Genomic DNA, 14,286 nt, shown 5'->3' on the forward strand with positions numbered 1-14,286 from the left:
CTCAGCTCCAGCTTCCGTTTTTGTAGCGCAGCACCTCCTGATCAGTGGTGTTGTCGTAGATGATGGCCGTCTGCACGTTGTCGTGCCAGTTCTCAATCATCTTCTTCAGGCGGTTAACACCCAGGGTTCGGTTGGGTACCATCTGCGTCCGGGACTTGTCTCTCGAGAAGAACTTCCTGGAGTTGCCGTCGATAAAGTAGACGATGGCTTTGCTCAATGCCTGGGTGGCGAAATTCTGACCGGCATTGCTGCGGGTTTGTGTACTGTTGTTACTCATGGGGATTTTATTTAGGATTTAGTAATGGCGTGTTGGGCGTAAAATTTATCCAGGGCAGCTTTGCCCAGGCGTTTTATCCTGGCTTCCTGGAAGCGGAACATCTCCAGCGGGGTCTTGCGCTGCAGCTCCTCGCGCAGCTTGCCCTGCTTGTGCAACCTGATCTCGTTGGCGGCACGTCTGAGCGCATCGTTTACCTTCTGCTGGCGTTTCCATACCTGCTGCTTGGTATACCACTCGTGGGTGCCCTCAAAACCTCGGGTGTTTTCGTGATCAAAGTAGCCAGTGCCAGGCCTGAATTCGGCGTATGGCAGCGGTGGGTGCTTGCCCGGATGGTTTTCGTAGTAGTTGGCGGCCAGCTTGAGTCGTTCAATAGCCTGGAGGTGGTAGAGCTCCCAGTCCTTTTCTGACAATTGCGCTTTGAATCCTCGGTAAACTCCGTAGAAAATGGCGTTTTTGGCCATTTTGTGGTGCCACTCCGTCCAGTCGGCAGTTGGATAGAGCAGCTTGGAGGCGATGGCCCAAAAGTTCTCGACATAGGCTTTGAAAACGGCCATTTGTGCGTCTTTCTCGGTCCGCGCCGCGCTCCCAGCCTCCGTAGCCTGTCTTTTGGCAGCTAGTGGCCTGGCAGGTGCCTTCTCAGTGGTTTTGAGCGTCTGTAGCAGCCCTGTGTCGCTGGTAAAAGTGTCGCCGGTGTAGCCTGCTTCGCCTTCGCCGCCAGGCAAGGCACTCTGTTGCGTAGCAACTCCGCCTTTATCCACATGCGTTATTTCTTTTTCTTTAGTCTCTGGTGTTTCTAGTTGTTTAATATGCGGAAGATTCTTGTTTTGAGGGAGGATTTGGGCGGTTTGGGCGGTGTTTTTTGAATTTTCGGTCTGCCCTGGCCAAAGGATCGCGGGGTTTATCCACAGCTCGAAATTGGCGCGTGTGCCTCGGAAGTTGTACTCCGATATAAAACCCACTCCCGGACGCTTCAGCACGCTGATATGCGACCTGACGGTGCGATCTGAGGTTTGCAGGATGCGGCCAAGCTCCACGCTGTTGGTGGCCAGGCTCGGCGCCTCGTCCTGCACCAGCTCCAGCTTACGGGCCTCGTTGAAAGACTTAATGTATTGCAGGATCAGCTTCTCGCCGGTCTCGATCACGCTCTTGGAAATGATGCCCTTCCGGATGAACACCGTCTTCTGGGTACCGTTGGCATAGGTGCGCACCACTGGGTGCAGCGGCAGGCTCTTGTTGTACTTGTCGGCAATTTTCCACCAGGCGGCAAGTGCTGCGGCCTGATTGATGTTTTTTGCGTAATCTATCATGTTGCAAACATTAGTTGTAGGTTGCAGGGCCGGAGGGCTAAGGCGGTGTGTCGACCGCCATGCTGTTTCCGGCCCCTGTAGCAGACCCTGTATTCTTAAAATAGCGTAGCTAGTGACTCCCGCAGCTGGTGATCCGGAAAGAGCAGGTGAATTGCCTGTTGCTTACTGGAAATAGTGACCAGTATACCGCTTGCACGGCGCTCCAACTCAGTCCACTCCTCCATAGATTTGGCTCCGAGCTGCTTTTCGCGTGTTTCCAGAAATTCTTCTCTGAGGGCTTTGATGTCTGACTCCAGCACCCTCTTCTTGTCGTGAGAGGTCATGCGGCTGAGACGGTTCGTTTGATGATCTGATTGCTTTCGATTTCGTGGTTGATCCACCTGATGTCGAAGTCGAGGTTGGTTTGAATCTCTTCCAGTTCCTGGGCGGTGACCTCACCTAATTGGTGGCGCATTTCTACTTCGTGGCGCTCGACCTGGTAGCAGTGCAGTATGCTCTTCCAGAGCCGCAGGTTGCTTTCTGCTTGTGCAATAGTGGGGACTAAAGGCATATTGTATTGGGTTTAGCGTGACATATTGAATCTTGAGGCAATGTCGTGCGGATCCTTAAGCACTTTCATAAAGGGCTTTATGTTCGGCACGTCATTGCAGAGCTGCTCCACGGTCTTGCCCAGGCGCTTGGCGATGTGCACCAGTTTCACACCAGGTATGTCGGTGTTGCTGCCTTTGGGTAGGTTGATCCATTTGCGGAAGGTGGCCTGCGATATACCCAGCTCCATCGGCAGGGCCATCTGCGTGTGCGTGTCCACCTCCACGGGTAATTCGCGCAGCGCTTCAATGATCAGGTACTTTCTTCGGTCTTGGCTCAGTGCTTTCATCTCCAAATTCACGTTGGGAGCCCGTAGGGCATTAATGAAAATATACTTGTACTATATATAACTTTTGGTATGATTCTGGTTAGGCTACATCCTTAGAAGGCGTATCCCCATGTTCGGTGTCCTCACTGGAGGCCATCAGCAGCTTTCTGCTATCAATAAGCCTCTCGGCAGCGGCCCTTGCCTTCCTGCCCATAGGAGTATCGGGGTTACGCTTCCCTAAAAAGATTGCGTCCACGGTATTCTTCTTCACTCCGCTGATATCAGCTATAAGCGCGAGGTCTCCCCAACGCATTTCTTTTTTAAGATCTTCTACATTTTTCATACTTTGTGGCTGTCTTATGGTACAAGTGTACGATAGTTCAGAAACATAGTCAAATGTTACTGTAAATATTTTCTGTAACATATTATAATGTACTGATTGTCAGGCACAAAAATTTTTATATGATAGGCCAGAAAATTAAAAAAGCGATTGAAAAATCAGACTACAGCCCTGATCAAGTAGCTGCGCACGCAGACATGAGCGTAGCGAATCTTTATAAAATTTATAAGCGAGATTCAATTGAGAGCCGGTACCTGGTGAAGATTGCGCAGATATTAGAATTGCCCTACAGCTACTTCCTGGATGAGGACGCGGAACTATCGCAAAGCGCCAGCGGCAGCAATATCCAGCAGGCGACCAAAGTAGGCCAGAACCACCAGAGCATTAATGTGGGCATGAGCGCGGCGGATTGTGTGCAGAAGCTGGAGGCGCTCCAGGAGAAGTATGCACTGCTGGAGAAAGTGGTGGATGAGAAGGAAAGGACGATTAAGATTCTGTTGAAGGAGTAGTTTAGGATGACCTATTCCAGAAAAAGAAATTATTATAAAAATAAAACCACTAAATATACCTTTAGATGATAAATGCTACTTAGTTGGAACAAAACAAATTTGAACTATGCAGTATTTGATTGACTGGATACGTATGTCCATATAGCTTCACTATATTTGCTTTTATTATTTTAAAAGACAAAAGATTGGCAGGCACAAAAAATTATAGCCCGTTAAGGTACCCAGGTGGCAAATCCTGTCTGGCAGGATTTATCTCGGGGTTAGCTCACCAAAATGGGTTAGAAGGAGGAGTTTATTGCGAGTTGTATGCTGGTGGCGCAGGAGCGGCATTAGATCTTCTATTCAGCAGGACTTTCAGCAAAATACACATTAATGATGCGGATTATAGCATCTATTCATTTTGGTATTCTTTGCTAAATAACGCTGAGGAATTTATTCATTTAATTGAGAATACTAGTGTTACTATCGAAGAGTGGGCAAGGCAAAAAGAAATATATAAGAGAGGTAGATCTGTTAGTATCCTAGAGTTAGGCTTTTCTACTTTTTTTCTCAATAGAACAAATAGGTCTGGAATCATATTTAAAGCAGGACCTATCGGTGGTCAGAGTCAGAATGGCAACTACAAAATTGATGTGAGATTCAATAAAACCGACCTGATTAAGCGAATTGAAAAAATTAATGTTCATAGGGATGACATCATCTTAACAAATGAAGATGCTGTCAACATTCTTAATAACCTCAAAAAGGTTCACGAAAAAACTGAAAATCTATTTATTTATTTAGACCCACCCTATTATAACAAGGGTGAAATGTTATATCTAAATAACTATAGTCACTTTGACCATCAAATTTTATCTAAATCTGTAAGTAAGTTAGATAATATAAAATGGCTAATCTCTTACGATAACGTTCCCCAAATTAGAGAATTATACGGGGAGTATCGAATGTCATCATTTGACTTGAATTACACACTCCAAAGCAAAAAGTTTGGAAGTGAACTTCTCGTATTTTCAAAGGACTTAAAAATCCCAGGGGAAATAAAAATTAAAAATAGAACGAGTGAATTAGCTTTACTTTGATCAGTAATCTATGAATTATACACCAGAACTAATTGACCCTCGCACCCTTTACTTTGATCATAGTAACCCAAGAATTGCCGAGTTCAATATTACAGAACAAACTCCTGAAGAAGAGATTATAGGCATTTTGTGGCACGAAATGGGTGTTGATGAGATAGTAATGTCTATCAAATCCAGTGGCTTTTTTGCTAATGAGTCTTTGGTAGCAGTAAGAGAGAATGGCAGAAATATAGTAATAGAAGGGAACAGGCGTTTAGCCGCTATTAAATGCTTATTAAATCCCTCACTTGCTGATTATATAGGGATCAACAAGAATATTCTTTTTGCAACAGAAGAGGTTCTAGCTTCAATTGAGCAGATTCCTGTAATATTTGTTGATGAAAGAAAAGAAGCCTGGAAATTTATTGGTTTCAAGCATATTAACGGCCCAGCTAAGTGGGGCAGTTATGCTAAAGCACAGTATATCTCCCAAATCAAGAACGAATATCAAATCCCTCTAAACCAGATTGCTGTTCAAATTGGTGACACGCATAGGACTGTTCAAAAACTCTATCAGGGCCTTCAAGTAATAGAACAAGCCGAATCCTTAGGAAAGTTTAGTAGGACCGATATTAATGCCCCTAGGCTGTATTTTTCACACTTGTACACAGGGTTAAATTATGAGGGGGTAAAAGATTTTCTAGGAATAAAGGATGTTAGTGAAGAAACCGCTAACCCTGTACCAGCAAATAAACAAGAAGAATTAGAATTACTATTACTCTGGTTATTTGGAAGTAAGAGCAAAAACTTTGAGCCGGTAATAAAATCACAAAATCCTGACCTAAGGTATCTTGATGAAGTTGTTAAAAACAAAGAGGCTACTTACGCGCTAAAAGAAGGCGAGTCTTTGGTATATGCATATGAGATAAGCCAGCCAAAAGAAAAAACCTTCGAACAAAGTTTATTAGATGCTAAACGTGCGTTGCAAAGGTCGCATTCATTTCAAACCGAAGGTTTTAATGGCACCGATGAATCATTACTAAGATTGTCTGCCTCTGTTGCTAAGCTTGCTGATGAGCTCTACTCAAGTATGGAGTTAAAGTGGGAACAACTTCAGAATAAAGGAATAGAGAAAAAAAGACGCTTTAGTGAGGATTAAATTATGTTTAAAATTCCTACTGGTGTACCAACCCTCAAGAGTTCTGCTCAAGAGTGGGCAGATTTTGCAGAATTCTCAGCATTAGAGAATGAAACCGGAATAATATCATTGTATAATCTTATTAAAGGCCCTCTTCTAACATCAGATGAAATTGAAGTAAGTGGCATAGAGGATGAGACAGATAGATACAATAATAAAGCAGATGAAATCTTAGGCGAAATCGTCCGAAGAGATAGGGAAACAGGAAACAAATATCCATTTGAACCTATTGCTAGGGGGTACTCGATCAAGTACAACCATAGTGATGATGTATTTTGCTGGATATATAAATATCTCCTTTTTAGTACCAGGCTGAATATGTCTAATGACAGTGTTCACAATGGGTATGATGGCACCAAGCTTTTTGAGGAATTATCTGCAGAAGTTGCAAAGGAGTATTTTGGTAACAAAGCCGAAGTAGACTTATTAGGGACTAGCATGAGCCAAGCCGGCGGCTTTCGCTCGAAACTTGCAAATGTTGTGAGGCGCATGGGTGAGGGAGGCAATATCCATGATAATAGCCATTACAGACCGCAGGATGATAATGTTGATGTTATTGTTTGGAAAGGTTTCTCTGACAAGAAGCCTTCTCAAATGATAGGTTTTGGACAATGCAAAACTGGCACCTCCTGGGCATCAAGTATTTCCGAATTAAACACTGAAGCATTTTGTGGCACTTGGTTCACCAGGCAACCAGTAGTGAAACCTTTAAGGTTATTTTTCTGTGCACAATATTTTCCTAATGAAATATGGCACGAGAGAGCATATAATGCGGGCTTAGTCTTCGATAGGTTTAGAATTATGGATTATTTGCCTGAGACTATTAATTCAGAATTGTTCGAGAAAATTAAAAGTTGGTGTGAAGGGGTAGCTCAAACTCATATAAATTTACCCACAACTTAACAATAATTGTCTAAACATTAGTATCTCTAATCATCGTTGAGACCAACTCAACTTAACTCTTAGAGATGAAGACTAACAATACAGAGATCAAACTAATTGCCCAGAGTGTTGAGAAGAACCAACAAATAGTAAACATAAGCTGTTCGCTTTGCCATGATCAGATAGAATATCTTAGAAGTGAAACCGCTTTGATCAAGCGTGTACTGATGGAAAACAGACAAATTTTAAAAGATATTATGCGAGTTCTAGAGTGCACTGGAGAGAAGCATAAAAAGCTTGCGTCAGTTTCTGCGTCACTTGACTTTGCGTCAGTATTTGCGTCAGTGGCACACGAAAACCTCGAAATTTTAATCCTAACGCATATTTAACTAACGCTTCTGAGGCATTTTTACATAGAGTAATTTGGTGGTATTTGCGTTCGAATCCCGCCACTCCGACTACTAAAAAGGCCTTTTACAGCTTGTAAAGGGCCTTTTTTTGATAAACTACTGACGCAAGACGTACAAAACCTAACTTAAGCTTTCCAAACAAAACAGTCCTACAGCTCATTTAAGAGCGTTTTTCCTTTAATATCTAAGCGCTTTTTAACCCGCCACTCCAGTTGAACTCCCCTCCAAATCACTACTACTATTACGTTTTTTTCTATATTGATCTTTGATAGTATGAGACAACCTCACTCCATACATAGTGCAGATAGCAGGAATAGACCTCCGTTTAGCAGATAGTTCTCTGTTACTTATATAAATGAAAAAAGCCCCCTTATACTTTATGATTCTCTTTTTGCTTCTATGCTTAGGGTGCAATGAATCAAAGAGGAATTTAGAAGAAGACTGTGAAAACTTCCAGTTCTCGGGGACTCTTTATAAAGGCGAGAAGGTGCTTGTGCGGTTTAATTCAAAGTTACTACATGAAGACTACTTCGAAGACAAAGCTTGGAGTGTTCTACATGGATTCTGTGTAGACTATACCGACACCTTCACAGTAGATTTGAAAGTTCTGAAGGGTAATGGAGTAGTAATAGACACTTCTATGGTAGGCTATGCCAAAAATGGCAATTATCTGTTACGACTTCCAAAAGGAGACCCCAAGCCTAACCTCGTATAGAAAATTTGGGCGGATACTACAGGAAATCTTTATAGTATGATACCGCCAGATTCATTGTTAAGAAAGGCGTTTCTTGAGACGGGAACAATAGTTACCGATTGAAGAAACAGTATTGTGTGATTTAAAAAAAGCATCAGAGAACAAGGTGCAACTTTTATACTTCGGCTACGCCTTGTTCATCAGCTGCACGAATCCGTTAAAAATCATCTTGCGTCACTTCCTGCGTCAGTAGCGCTTGCGTCAGAATTTGCGTCAGCGGAAGTCAAAAACCTTCAGATTTCAACAGAATAAAACACTACAGGCGTATCGCTACCCGATATGATAAAACCGCAGCTTCATTCATGGCTTTTGTGAACTTCGCTGCTGCTATGATATTACTCCTTAATTGTCAACACAACCTAGCTAACCACGTGCAGGATCCATACTTTGGTTTAAAGTCTTGTTCTCCGGCTTCACAAATCTTTATTAAAGAATAGTACATGAATATCGACCAGGTTATCGACAGCATATACCCTCTTCCCGAAGCATCGAAGCGAACGTTGAAAGAGAGTATCGTCGAAGTCCGGCTTCCGAAAGGATATATGCTGCTAAGGGCTGACAAGATTGAGACCGACATTTACTTCATCAAAAAAGGGATTGCCCGTGCCTACGCCAATTCGGAAGACAACGAAGTTACTTTCTGGTTCGGCAGAGAGGGCGACGCCATTATCTCGATGAAAAGTTATGTTGGGAGCCAGAAAGGCTATGAAAACATAGAACTGCTGGAGGATTGCGAGCTATACCGGTTAGACAACACAAGCTTACAGCAGTTCTTCTCAGAAGACCTGCACATGGCCAACTGGGGGCGTAAGTTTGCGGAGCAGGAGCTTCTTAAAACAGAAGAGCGGCTTATTTCCCGGCAGTTTCGAACCGCCACAGAACGTTACAGAGAGCTACTGCAGGATAATCCTGACCTAGTAAAAAGGGTGCCGTTAGGACATATTGCCTCCTATCTGGGTATTACGCAGGTCAGCCTAAGCAGAATTCGGGCAGACTTCCGGTAAAGCCTGTTTTTTTATCATTTGTAAAATCCGGTACCGGTTCAATTCCCGACCTTTGCAAAAAAAGAAGTTATGAATTGGATCATCTTGGTAATTGCAGGATTGTTTGAGGTAGCGTTCGCCTCTTGCTTGGGAAAGGCTAAGGAAGCAACAGGAAACGACGTTTATTGGTGGTACGGGGGATTTATAGTTATGCTGACCATAAGTATGTCCCTACTTGTAAAGGCAACCCAGAGTTTACCCATTGGCACTGCTTATGCAGTCTGGACAGGGATTGGCGCCGTAGGAACAGCCTTGATGGGCATTCTGGTGTTCAAAGATCCTGCAAGTTTCTGGCGGATATTTTTCATCACCACCCTTATCGGCTCAATTATCGGGCTTAAAGCTGTCTCTCACTAGCGAGCCAAAGGCACAGACGACAACACAAATAAAGCGAAGGCTGTAATGGTTTAGGGGCTCCAAGCAATACTTAGCAGACGTTTAAACTACATGGCGCCAGTTCCAGTGCTTAAGAAGATTACGTCAGCAACAGCACGGCGCAATAGACCATTAGAAGCCTAATACACATCCAGTGCTCCCTAGCAACCCAAACTTTTTTGACTTGCTGGCTCACGCATTCCTAACCTGACAAGGCTTCCTAATTATCAGGCCTTTTGCTCTTGCAGAAGGCCTTTTACTTCTTTGCCTATACCGTCACTACGCCCTCCAAAAAGCGCCGTTCAATTTACACTTCGTCTACCTTTATGCCTTAGCACCGTATGTATAGGGCCGTATCAAAATGCTTGCCGGAACTTTACTAGCTAATTATTTCCAACCTCGATCCGGCTTATATTATGTACCTTTATCTTTAAATTATCATCAACACAAAAAGCAAATAGCATCAACACGCACGTATGAATACAATAGCCCAGATATTACAGAGCAACAGAAAAAAAATACTAGAGAACTGGATGCAGAACCAACTTGCTGACACCTCACTGCGCGACGACCTTATCTCGAACGAGGAGCTGCGCCGCCAGTCTGATGAGCTAATAAATGGGCTTTCACGCGCCACAGCAGGGGGCAACGTAGACAATATCTACGCGCCGGAGTATGAGCAGGTAGTTGAGATTTTGAGCGATATTTCCATCACCCGCGCCCGCCAGGGCTTTAGCCCGCGCGAAACCGGCATGTATGTGCTTAGCCTCAAGCAGGCCGTCACCACTGTGCTGGAAGAGAAGTATAACGAGCAACCGGAGGTGCTTTACAAGGAGCTGCTCACCGTAAATAACCTGCTCGACAAGCTGAGCATGGTTACGTTCGATACATACATCAAAGGCCGCGAAGAGGTGATCCTGCGCCAGACAGATGAGATTAACGAGATCTCCACGCCGGTTATCCGCGTGTGGGAAGGTATCCTGGCCCTGCCCATCATCGGTACGCTGGACAGTGCCCGCACCCAGATCGTGATGGAGAACCTGCTGCAGGAGATCGTGAACACAGGCAGCAGCATCGCCATACTGGATATATCCGGCGTGCCTGCAGTAGACTCGCTGGTGGCCCAGCACCTGATCAAAACCGTGAGCGCCACCCGCCTGATGGGTGCCGAGTGCATCATCAGTGGCATCCGCGCCGAGATTGCCCAAACTATCGTGCACCTGGGCATCGACCTGAGCAACATTAAAACCAAAGCCAGCCTGGCGAGCGCGCTGCAGCTAGCCTTCAGCATGCGCAGCGTAGAGGTAAGAAAAATAAGCAAGAACACAGGCTTCCAGTTAGGCCGATAGGATAGATAAGCAACATGGATAGAATTCCGATTCTAAAGATGGGGCCGTTCCTGCTTGTCACCATTCAGGTAGACCTGTACGACCGGCTAGCCCTTACCCTGGAGAATGACCTCATCAGCATGGTGAGCAAGACCGGGGCCAGGGGCGTACTCATCGATATTTCTGCAGTAAGTATAGTAGACTCTTTTATGGGCCGCATTCTGGGTAACATCGCCTCAATGTCGCGGATCATGGATGCTGAAACAGTGGTGGTGGGCATGCAGCCCGCCGTAGCCATTACGCTGGTGGAGCTTGGCCTCACCCTGCAGGGCGTGTACACGGCCCTGGATGTGGAGAAAGGCATGGAGCTGTTACAAGACAAAATAGGCATCTTCGAAGATCCTGAACAAGACAAGGAGGGCCCGGATGATAGTGATGACTAAAGACACGATGCAAATCGTGCGAGAACAGGATGTAGTACCCTTTCGGAACCGCGTGCGCGAGATGTGCACTAAAATTGGAATGAGCCTGGTAAACCAGACCAAGCTGATCACTGCCGCAAGCGAACTGGTGCGCAATATGCTCAAGTACGCCAACGGCGGAAAGGTAATTATGGAGACCGTCAGCAAAAACGCGCAGGCCGGTATAAGGCTTGTCTTTACGGATGAGGGCCCCGGTATTGCGGATATACAGCAAGCCATGCGCGACGGCTTCTCCACGGGCAAGAGCCTGGGCTTGGGCCTGCCCGGGGCAAAACGCCTGGTAAGTGACTTCGATATCAAAAGCACTCCCGGCGAAGGCACCACTGTAACCATAATACACTGGAAGAATGGACGTTAGGCAACACCAGCGTTTTCTCATACCCGATAAGTCGTATGCCAGCATTGCCAAGCGTGAGATTGCACGCATAGCAGAAGGGATCGGCATGGGCACCAGCGAAGTAGGGAAGCTTAGCATCGTGGTAGCTGAGATGGCCTCTAACCTGGCCAAGCACGCCCAGCAGGGCGGCGAGCTACTGGTGCGTGTGCTGGGCGACAGTGCTGCCGATGGCATTGAGGTGATCTGCCTCGATAACGGGCCTGGCATGTCAGACCCGGGCAGGATGCAGGAAGACGGCGTTTCTACTTTCGGGACTGCCGGCGAGGGCCTCGGTGCCATTAAAAGGCAATCTGATGTCTTTGACCTATTCTCACAGCAGGGGGTGGGCACGGTTATACTTTCCAGGATCTACAAAAACAGCAAGGCCGCTGCCGCGGCACAGGCTACGAAATACCACGAGATTGGGTATGTGCTGGTGCCAAAGCCCAACGAAACCCTCTGCGGCGACGGACTGGCTATCCGGGTAAAGGACACAGAAGCATACCTGCTGGCGCTGGACGGGCTTGGACATGGTGCTAATGCGCACGAAGCCTCCCAACTGGCCGTGCAGGTTTTTAACTCCTCCCCCGCCCTACTGCCTGCCGATGCTATGCGCCTCATACACCATAGTATAAAGCGCTCGCGCGGCGCCGTAGGCTTTGTGGTCAATATCAGCGCCGCCAGCCAACGCCTGAGTTACTGCGGCATTGGCAACATTGCCGGAAAACTGTACGCCCCCGATAGCTCCTTTGGGAATAACCCGTATAAGAACCTGATCTCCTACAACGGCATCCTAGGGCACAACATTCCTACCACGCTTAACAACCAGGAGCTGGAGTGGGGGCGCCACCGGATGCTGATACTCCATTCCGACGGACTCAAGTCGAGGTGGGACCTCAGCAAGTACCAGCCGCTGAACCGCCACCTGCCGGCCACAGTGGCTGCCCTGCTCTATAAAGATAACAGCCGCCATACTGATGATGCCCTCGTAGTAGTTTTCAAGAGTAAATAAAGGCACATGCAGCGCAGTATTCTTAAAATAGACATTCATAACGAGCTGGACGTGGTATTGGCCTACAAGCGCGCCATGCAGCTGTCGGAGCGGCTGGGCATGCCGCAGGCCAACCAGACCAAATTTGCCACGGCCGTGTCGGAGATCTGCCGCAACGTGATCGAGTATGTTGGCAACGGCACCATACAGTATAGCCTGACGGAGGTGACCGGCTACAGGTACCTGGAGGCGCTGGTAACAGACCGGGGGCGCGGCATCGGCAACCTGGAGCTTATACTTTCGCGCTCAGAGAACAGCCGCAACTCCCGCGGCACGGGCATCATCAACTCAAAAAAACTCACCGACCTGTTCGAGATCGAGAGCGATTTTGAGCGGGGCACGCGCGTGCGGCTCTCCAAGCGGCTGCCGCAAACCGGCCCCATGATTAGCCGCGACACCCTGGATAACTGGGTACGAGAGTTTGAGCAGGAATCTGATATATCGCCATACGCAGAGATAAAAAGCCAGAACATGCAGCTGCTGGAGGTGCTGGAGCAGCTGCGCCTGCGCAACCTGGAGGCGGAGCAGCAGCTGCAGGAGATACGTCGCCTGAACACACAGCTGCAGCAGTCTAACCAGGACATAAACCAGCTGCTGGAGGAGCGCGAGCGGAGAAACAAGTTGCTGCAGGAGGTGAACCAGAGCCTGGATGCCTTCGCCCATACCGTGTCGCATGACCTGCGCGCGCCACTGCAGAACATAAACGGAATCGCCACCGCCCTGGAGGCTTGCCTGCAGGCCGGGCAGTTGGAGGAGGCTAACCACGTGTTCCCGATGCTGCGGCAGCAGACCCAGAAAATGGACCGCCTGATAACAGGCATACTTGCCTACTCGCTGGCCGGGCACCACAACCTTCCCAAGAAAGCATTGGACCTGCAGGTGTTGCTGCACCAGGTAATTTCCTCGCTCAATGTTCCGGCTCGATTCAGGATTGAGGTGCAGGAGGACCTGCCGGTGCTGTACACGCAGGAAGTATACCTGTACCAGGTTTTCACCAACCTGATCGGCAACGCCATCAAGTACCACGACCAGCCGGAGCAGGCATTGGTACAGGTAAGCTACACCCCTGAAAAAGAGTGGCTATCGTTTACGGTGGAGGATAACGGCAAAGGTATAGCGCCGGAGGCGCAGCAGGAGATCTTTAACATGTATGAGACCGGCCAGTCGTTCGCTACAACGGATAGCTCGGGGCTGGGCCTCTCCATTGTGCGCAAGATTGTGGAGGAAAAGGGTGGTAGTGTATGGGTAGAGTCCCGGGGGCGCGGGAGCCGCTTTACCTTTACCTGGCCGAAGGCCGAGCTGATACAGGAAAGCTAAGGCACTAGAAAAGGTGCCACATTTCTGCAGCACCTTCTTTTTTTAAATTTTCTTGAAAAACTCGTTCATGATCTCGTTGACATCGTGCTTCGTGAGTGCCTTCGAGAAGTGTTTTCTCACCTTCCGGAACGTTTTAAGCTTCTCCAGGTCGTAAAAGCTAGCCGAGGATGTGAGCATTAGGATGATCACCGGGTCCACCTCATCCAGCTGCAGCTTATGATATTCCTCCAGGAAGGAGAAGCCATCCATCACAGGCATCTTTATATCCAGGAAAATGAGGTCGGGGCGCTTGTACTCGGCACCTGCATTCGGCTCCTCCACCCTGGTCAGGTAGTCCAGCGCCTCCCTTCCGTTCTTCAGCGCCAGAATCTCCTTGGCCACCTGCATTTCTTTGAGCAAACGCTCATTCAGGTAATTGGTGGTTTCATCGTCATCTACCAGCAAAACCAAATCCAAAGGGTGATCGTACGGCTTTATTAAGTTGTTCATCTTGCCTCTTTCCAAACACAATTTATCAGTCAAACCCACTATCCCCTTAGTGCAGCCAACTTTGTCTATCTTTCTGCGAATATCGCACACCTGCTGCTGATATCAAACTATAGTACTATAAATTTAACATCCGGGTACCTACCCCATGCCATAAAAGCTTGCAGGCGGTATGCTCTTTTATATCCCCCTGCGGCGCCTCTACAGGTGTTCAACAAAACAGCTTCCCAACCCCGC

20 protein-coding genes and 1 pseudogene are annotated in these 14,286 nt (G+C 47.2%); 14 read left to right on the top strand and 7 right to left on the bottom strand.

From position 1 onward, the window contains the following. Window position 1: 1 nt before the first annotated feature. From OH144_RS10580 to OH144_RS10605, 6 genes are all read right to left on the bottom strand, one after another. Window positions 2-277 (bottom strand): hypothetical protein, encoded by a 276-nt coding sequence (locus OH144_RS10580; protein WP_266206271.1) that lies wholly within the window; start codon window positions 275-277, stop codon window positions 2-4. An 11-nt stretch (window positions 278-288) separates the two neighbouring features. After that, a complete protein-coding gene (locus OH144_RS10585; protein ID WP_266206273.1) occupies window positions 289-1,584 on the bottom strand; it encodes a hypothetical protein in 1,296 nt (431 codons plus the stop codon). Between the two features lie 95 nt (window positions 1,585-1,679). Further along, on the bottom strand, window positions 1,680-1,907 hold the full coding sequence (locus OH144_RS10590; protein WP_266206274.1) for a hypothetical protein: 228 nt from the start codon (window positions 1,905-1,907) through the stop codon (window positions 1,680-1,682). Further along, the gene (locus tag OH144_RS10595) at window positions 1,904-2,134 is read right to left on the bottom strand and encodes a hypothetical protein (RefSeq protein ID WP_266206275.1); all 231 of its coding nucleotides are present in this window, start codon (window positions 2,132-2,134) and stop codon (window positions 1,904-1,906) included. The genes OH144_RS10590 and OH144_RS10595 overlap by 4 nt, the downstream gene beginning before the upstream one ends. A 12-nt stretch (window positions 2,135-2,146) precedes the next feature. After that, on the bottom strand, window positions 2,147-2,461 hold the full coding sequence (locus tag OH144_RS10600) for a hypothetical protein (protein ID WP_266206276.1): 315 nt from the start codon (window positions 2,459-2,461) through the stop codon (window positions 2,147-2,149). A gap of 79 nt (window positions 2,462-2,540) precedes the next feature. Next, entirely contained in the window at window positions 2,541-2,783 is a 243-nt protein-coding gene (locus OH144_RS10605) for a hypothetical protein (protein WP_266206277.1), read from the bottom strand. 194 nt (window positions 2,784-2,977) lie between these two features. Here OH144_RS10605 and OH144_RS10610 point away from each other — a divergent pair, with 194 nt between their 5' ends. From OH144_RS10610 to OH144_RS10670, 14 genes and pseudogenes are all read left to right on the top strand, one after another. Further along, complete coding sequence (locus OH144_RS10610) at window positions 2,978-3,289, top strand: hypothetical protein (protein ID WP_266206278.1); 312 nt, start codon at window positions 2,978-2,980, stop codon at window positions 3,287-3,289. A gap of 185 nt (window positions 3,290-3,474) precedes the next feature. Continuing rightward, window positions 3,475-4,368, top strand: a complete 894-nt coding sequence (locus OH144_RS10615; RefSeq protein ID WP_266206279.1) for a DNA adenine methylase — start codon at window positions 3,475-3,477, stop codon at window positions 4,366-4,368. 10 nt (window positions 4,369-4,378) lie between these two features. Beyond that, window positions 4,379-5,506 carry a hypothetical protein gene (locus OH144_RS10620; RefSeq protein WP_266206280.1) on the top strand — a complete coding sequence of 376 codons (1,128 nt, stop codon included), beginning with the start codon at window positions 4,379-4,381 and terminating at the stop codon, window positions 5,504-5,506. Between the two features lie 3 nt (window positions 5,507-5,509). Continuing rightward, window positions 5,510-6,448: a hypothetical protein gene (locus OH144_RS10625; RefSeq protein WP_266206281.1), complete on the top strand. Its 939-nt coding sequence runs from the start codon at window positions 5,510-5,512 to the stop codon at window positions 6,446-6,448. Window positions 6,449-6,513: 65 nt separating this feature from the next. Continuing rightward, a complete protein-coding gene (locus tag OH144_RS10630; protein WP_266206282.1) occupies window positions 6,514-6,816 on the top strand; it encodes a hypothetical protein in 303 nt (100 codons plus the stop codon). 376 nt (window positions 6,817-7,192) lie between these two features. Further along, on the top strand, window positions 7,193-7,552 hold the full coding sequence (locus tag OH144_RS10635; RefSeq protein WP_266206283.1) for a hypothetical protein: 360 nt from the start codon (window positions 7,193-7,195) through the stop codon (window positions 7,550-7,552). A gap of 278 nt (window positions 7,553-7,830) precedes the next feature. Next, window positions 7,831-7,932 (top strand): annotated as a pseudogene (locus OH144_RS21635) (IS5/IS1182 family transposase); the annotation flags it as partial. Window positions 7,933-8,031: 99 nt separating this feature from the next. Further along, a complete protein-coding gene (locus OH144_RS10640) occupies window positions 8,032-8,595 on the top strand; it encodes a Crp/Fnr family transcriptional regulator (protein WP_266206284.1) in 564 nt (187 codons plus the stop codon). A 69-nt stretch (window positions 8,596-8,664) separates the two neighbouring features. Then, a complete protein-coding gene (locus tag OH144_RS10645) occupies window positions 8,665-8,991 on the top strand; it encodes a DMT family transporter (protein WP_266206287.1) in 327 nt (108 codons plus the stop codon). Window positions 8,992-9,485: 494 nt separating this feature from the next. After that, window positions 9,486-10,358, top strand: a complete 873-nt coding sequence (locus OH144_RS10650; protein ID WP_266206288.1) for an STAS domain-containing protein — start codon at window positions 9,486-9,488, stop codon at window positions 10,356-10,358. A gap of 14 nt (window positions 10,359-10,372) precedes the next feature. Further along, complete coding sequence (locus OH144_RS10655; RefSeq protein WP_266206289.1) at window positions 10,373-10,780, top strand: STAS domain-containing protein; 408 nt, start codon at window positions 10,373-10,375, stop codon at window positions 10,778-10,780. Further along, a complete protein-coding gene (locus tag OH144_RS10660) occupies window positions 10,773-11,177 on the top strand; it encodes an anti-sigma regulatory factor (protein ID WP_266206290.1) in 405 nt (134 codons plus the stop codon). Before OH144_RS10655 ends, OH144_RS10660 begins: the two co-directional genes overlap by 8 nt. Beyond that, window positions 11,167-12,207, top strand: a complete 1,041-nt coding sequence (locus tag OH144_RS10665; protein ID WP_266206291.1) for an ATP-binding protein — start codon at window positions 11,167-11,169, stop codon at window positions 12,205-12,207. The genes OH144_RS10660 and OH144_RS10665 overlap by 11 nt, the downstream gene beginning before the upstream one ends. A 6-nt stretch (window positions 12,208-12,213) precedes the next feature. Beyond that, entirely contained in the window at window positions 12,214-13,563 is a 1,350-nt protein-coding gene (locus OH144_RS10670; RefSeq protein WP_266206292.1) for a sensor histidine kinase, read from the top strand. A gap of 42 nt (window positions 13,564-13,605) precedes the next feature. On the opposite strand, the gene OH144_RS10675 is transcribed toward OH144_RS10670, so the two are convergent. Further along, window positions 13,606-14,019 carry a response regulator gene (locus tag OH144_RS10675; RefSeq protein ID WP_266206293.1) on the bottom strand — a complete coding sequence of 138 codons (414 nt, stop codon included), beginning with the start codon at window positions 14,017-14,019 and terminating at the stop codon, window positions 13,606-13,608. Between the last annotated feature and the right edge of the window lie 267 nt (window positions 14,020-14,286).

Source organism: Pontibacter kalidii (assembly GCF_026278245.1).
Classification (GTDB): domain Bacteria; phylum Bacteroidota; class Bacteroidia; order Cytophagales; family Hymenobacteraceae; genus Pontibacter; species Pontibacter kalidii.